Below are 4,277 nucleotides of genomic sequence, written 5' to 3' on the forward strand. Positions count from 1 at the left end.
GGACATATGAGAATAGCACAATGAGTACTAATCCCGGTAACATCATCAGATGCAGCGGAAGCTCTCTCCACATTTTCCCGATACCCATACAATAACCTCCATTATTTAATGCATAAAAAGCAGAGGAAGGATGGTTAACCCGTCCTCTGCCCGCATCTACTTCTTCGTTGCTGCATACCATTCATTGACTTCTTTCGTAATTTGCTCGCCGCCTAGCTTCGTCCAGTCTTTCACAAACTTATCGAATTCATCTACAGAGCCGCCCATAATAATTTTGGTGTAAGTCTCATTCATCAGTTTCTCTAAAGTCGATTTCCGCTCAACCATCGTTGGCGTAGGTGCGCCTACGAATTTATCCATCAGGAATTGATTATTTTTATCGTACTGATCAACAACCCCTTCAGAGCCTTCCGGACCATATATGCGTTCCCATCCCCACAATGCAAACCCTTCTTTTGAACCCGAATTGAAAGCTTCTATTTTTTCTTGAATGGTTTTGGCTTCCCCCTTCAGGGTCGAGAAGTTGTTCGCTTTACGTGCCGCATCGATCGCTCTGAATGCCTCTACATTTTTCTTTACCGGGCTCGGGGTTACCGGCGACAGTTGCCATACGCTTTCAGCTTCCGGCGGTGCATAGTATTTGTCAAACTCCGCCGTTTTGCCAAAGTTTTTCTCCAGATGCATATTAAACAGCTTAATAACCGCCTCAGGATGCTTGAAACCCTTTTTAACCGCAAAAAACTTGCTTGTACTGAACCTCAAAGGAACTTTAGGTGTATCACCGGATTCTGATACGATCGGGAATGCCTGCCATTGTGCACTTGGGTCGTTGTTACGGTTCAATTGAAGCGGCCAGATGGAATTCCACTGCTCGCCATACTCCATTCCGATCTTGCCAGCAGCTATTTGCTCAGATACCTTACCACCATCTTTAATGCCAAATTCCTGATCAATTTCTCCATTCTTAAACATACTTTGAAGGGTTTGAAGCGCTTTCTTAACCTCCGGCTGAACGCCGCCAAACACCAGCTTTCCGGATGCATCGGTGAGCCACATATTCGGATAAGCCTTATACCCTGCCATGAACCCTTCTAGCCCTATAGCTCCTCCCCATAAAGCTTTGTTTAAACCGAGGCCAAATGTATCTTTTTTCCCGTTGACATCCGGGTCCTTCTCGGCAAATGCTTTTGAAATGGTTAGTACATCAGCCATCGTCTTTGGCGGTTGCAAACCTAATTTGTTAAGCCAATCCGTACGAATCCAGATAAACATTGCACGTTCAAGTGAGGAGTCGACCTGCGGGATCGCCATCAGTTTACCATCGATCGTAGCCGCATCGAATGGGCTTTTCCCCTCTTGCGATAAGATCTCTTTGGTTAGGGGAGCCGCATATTTCTCATACAAAGCTGTCATATCTTCAATTTGGCCGGCATCTGCTAATTGCTTTAACTGCGTCGCGTTCACAGGAATAACATCAGGCAGATCGCCAGAGGCTAGTGTTACATTCAGTTTCTGTAAATACTGATCAGACGTATCGCTCCCCTTTACAACCCAATTGTTTTTAATCGTGATCCCGAGCTGTTCCTTATATAGACGTGTCCAGCGGTTGTCTTCAAACGATTCGCCTTTAAGCACACCGAGTACGTTATTTTCCACAACATCGCTGAGGTTCCGGACAAACGACACCTCAATTGGAGGATCATACTTGCCAAGCGGTTCTATATTTGCACTTTTCACATCGGTATTTCCTGCAGTACTCACTGCTTCTTTCTGTTCCGTATTTGTTGAATTGTTCTGGCTGGTGCATGCCGATACGAGCGTTGTTATAGCGAGTAAGGAAACAGATAACGCTTTCATTTTGTGCTACCAGATCTTGTTGTTTTGTAAGCGTAATCATTGTGTACACAGCCCTAGAAAATCAAAGGGTACTACTCGCATTCTTTTCCCTTTTTTCTCACATCGTAAGCAGCTTCCCTGTACTCTACCGGTTTCTCCATTACACGCTTCTCAAACTCTCTCAGGAAATGATGGTAATGCACGTAACCGACTCCCTCTGCAATGGAGCGAATCGTGGCAACAGATTCCGTCAGCAATTTCTTGGCCTCATTAATTCGAAGATCATGGATATATTCAATAATACCAACACCATATTTCTTTACGAACGCATGGCCCAGATAAACGGGATTCATATAAAAGCGTTTTCCGATTTCTTTGATCGTTAGCGGGAATTTATAATTTTCTTGAATATAGCGTTCAATTCCATACAGTGGATGGCCTAAGCCGGATTCCCTCCGTTCTCTCAACCTTCGCATATATTCGGTCAGATAACTCCACACAGATTGCTCCAGGGTCGTCAACGATTTAGTTCCGGTTTGCAACAGATTGCGGAACATTGGCCACATATCCATAGATGCCACTTCCAACTCCTGCAGCACATCCATACTCTTCAGAACCACATGTACACACAGCATGCGCACCATCTCCGGAGCAATCTTGTCGTTCTGGAACAAAGCGAATACTTGTTTTAAAATATTGGCTGCCTCCTGTTCCTGTAGCCGTTCCGCAGCGCCAAGCATTTCCTCCAACGCCGCCATCATCCCAAGATTATAGCTAAACTCCAACCTATCGGCTGTCTCGTAATCGACAAGTCCCTCATCATCATAAAAAAAGTGGTGAACAGATGCCTCTACCGCTCCGGAATAGGATACATTCAATTCCCGAAGAAACCGAACGGGAGGGCCAATTGATACGTATATTGCCACTTCTTGCTGTCGAAGCCCATCATAAACCTTCCCAGCCAGTCCCCGAACATCTTCAGCACAGTCCACCACAAGACAAACTTGGTCAGGCATCAGATCGACCAGCATTGCTTGTTTGGGTAAAACGTAGGAACTGCATGATGCCAATTCCTCTTTGTTCACCCCCTCTATCAGGATACACCTCCATCCTTCAGCTTCCTGATCCAACTTTTCGATCTGCTTAGATAAGCTTTCATCTAGCTCTACCAATTCTCCACGGAGAATGGGAGCAATTATCATTGGAAGGAGTTGATGGATTATCATTTCCTCTTGATTAATTTCCTGTTGTCGGGACGCAAGTTCCTCCATTACTTCCCCCAGCGTGCTTTCCCATTCTTCATCCATAACAGGTTTGAGCAGATAATGACGTACACCGTATCGCAGTGCGGACTGCGCATACTTGAAGTCACCATAGCCACTCATGATGATGAAAATCGGCTTATACGTCTCCGACAACAGCTGCACCTGACGAATAAGTTCCAGTCCGTCAATCACAGACATCCGAATATCTGTAATGACAAGTGAAGGTCGGTATTCCATAATCAGTCCCAAAGCTTCTTCCCCGTCGGAGCACATGCCACATACCTCGAACCCCAGCCCTTCCCAATCAGCTAGCATCCGGATACCTTCAAGTGCAATCGGCTCATCATCGACGAACAATACTTTACACATGTTCGGCTACCTCCTCCTGTGACAAGATTAGACTAATAGGAATTAGGATTGTAACGGTCGTCTGTTCATACGCCTTGCTATCTATCAAAAATAAGGAACGATCCTTGTAAAAAAGATTCAGCCGTTTATACACATTTCTGAGGCCTATGTTTTTCCCTGCGTCTTCTTCCACATGCAAGTTCTGGAGAATGCTATTCAGTTTGGCGTTGTCCATCCCAATCCCGTTATCTTTGACCTTGATGATCAGATAGCGGTCATCCAACCCTGCTGAAATGTGAATTCTCCGGTCCCCCTTCACCGATTGAAGCCCGTGCTTGCAGGCATTCTCTACTAGCGTTTGGATGCTCATCTTGGGAATCCGGCAGGCAAGTATCCTCGGATCGATATCCATATCATAGGTAAAACGATCCTGAAATCTGAATTTCTCGATCTGCAGATACATGTTAATAAAACTAATCTCCTCTTCAATCGTCACCAGATCATCCTTCCAGCTGAGCAGCCTTCGCAAAATTTGCGAAAGACTACGAATAATCTCCGTAACATGCTCATATCGATGTTTCTTGCATACCACAAGAATGGCGTTGAGTGTATTAAACAGGAAATGTGGATCTACCTGGCTCTGCAGAAAATTCAACTCCGCTCGTACTCTTTCGAGTTCCAAGTCCTTCTTCTGGATCTCCAGCTTGTAGACATCGTTAATGAGATTGCGGATTTTCACCGTCATTAGGTWAAAGCTGCGCAATAATCCTCCAATTTCATCCTTGCCTTCATACATGTCAATAGGTTCAAAGCGCTCATTTTTAACCC

General features: G+C 45.1%; 4 protein-coding genes. All 4 read right to left on the reverse strand.

Annotation, left to right across the window (positions count from 1 at the left end; translation table 11 throughout):
- The coding region (locus tag AC1DUA_RS33505; RefSeq protein ID WP_477503847.1) for a hypothetical protein at positions 1-181 on the reverse strand (181 nt) is incomplete at its 3' end.
- Complete coding sequence (locus AC1DUA_RS33510) at positions 157-1,857, reverse strand: extracellular solute-binding protein (protein ID WP_477503848.1); 1,701 nt, start codon at positions 1,855-1,857, stop codon at positions 157-159. The genes AC1DUA_RS33510 and AC1DUA_RS33505, both read right to left, overlap by 25 nt.
- Before the next feature lie 71 nt (positions 1,858-1,928).
- Positions 1,929-3,470 (reverse strand): response regulator transcription factor, encoded by a 1,542-nt coding sequence (locus AC1DUA_RS33515; protein WP_477503849.1) that lies wholly within the window; start codon positions 3,468-3,470, stop codon positions 1,929-1,931.
- Positions 3,463-4,277 (reverse strand): sensor histidine kinase (locus AC1DUA_RS33520; RefSeq protein WP_477503850.1); only part of this gene is annotated, 815 nt, incomplete at its 5' end. The genes AC1DUA_RS33515 and AC1DUA_RS33520, both read right to left, overlap by 8 nt.

The organism is Paenibacillus sp. 01T422 (assembly GCF_056398785.1).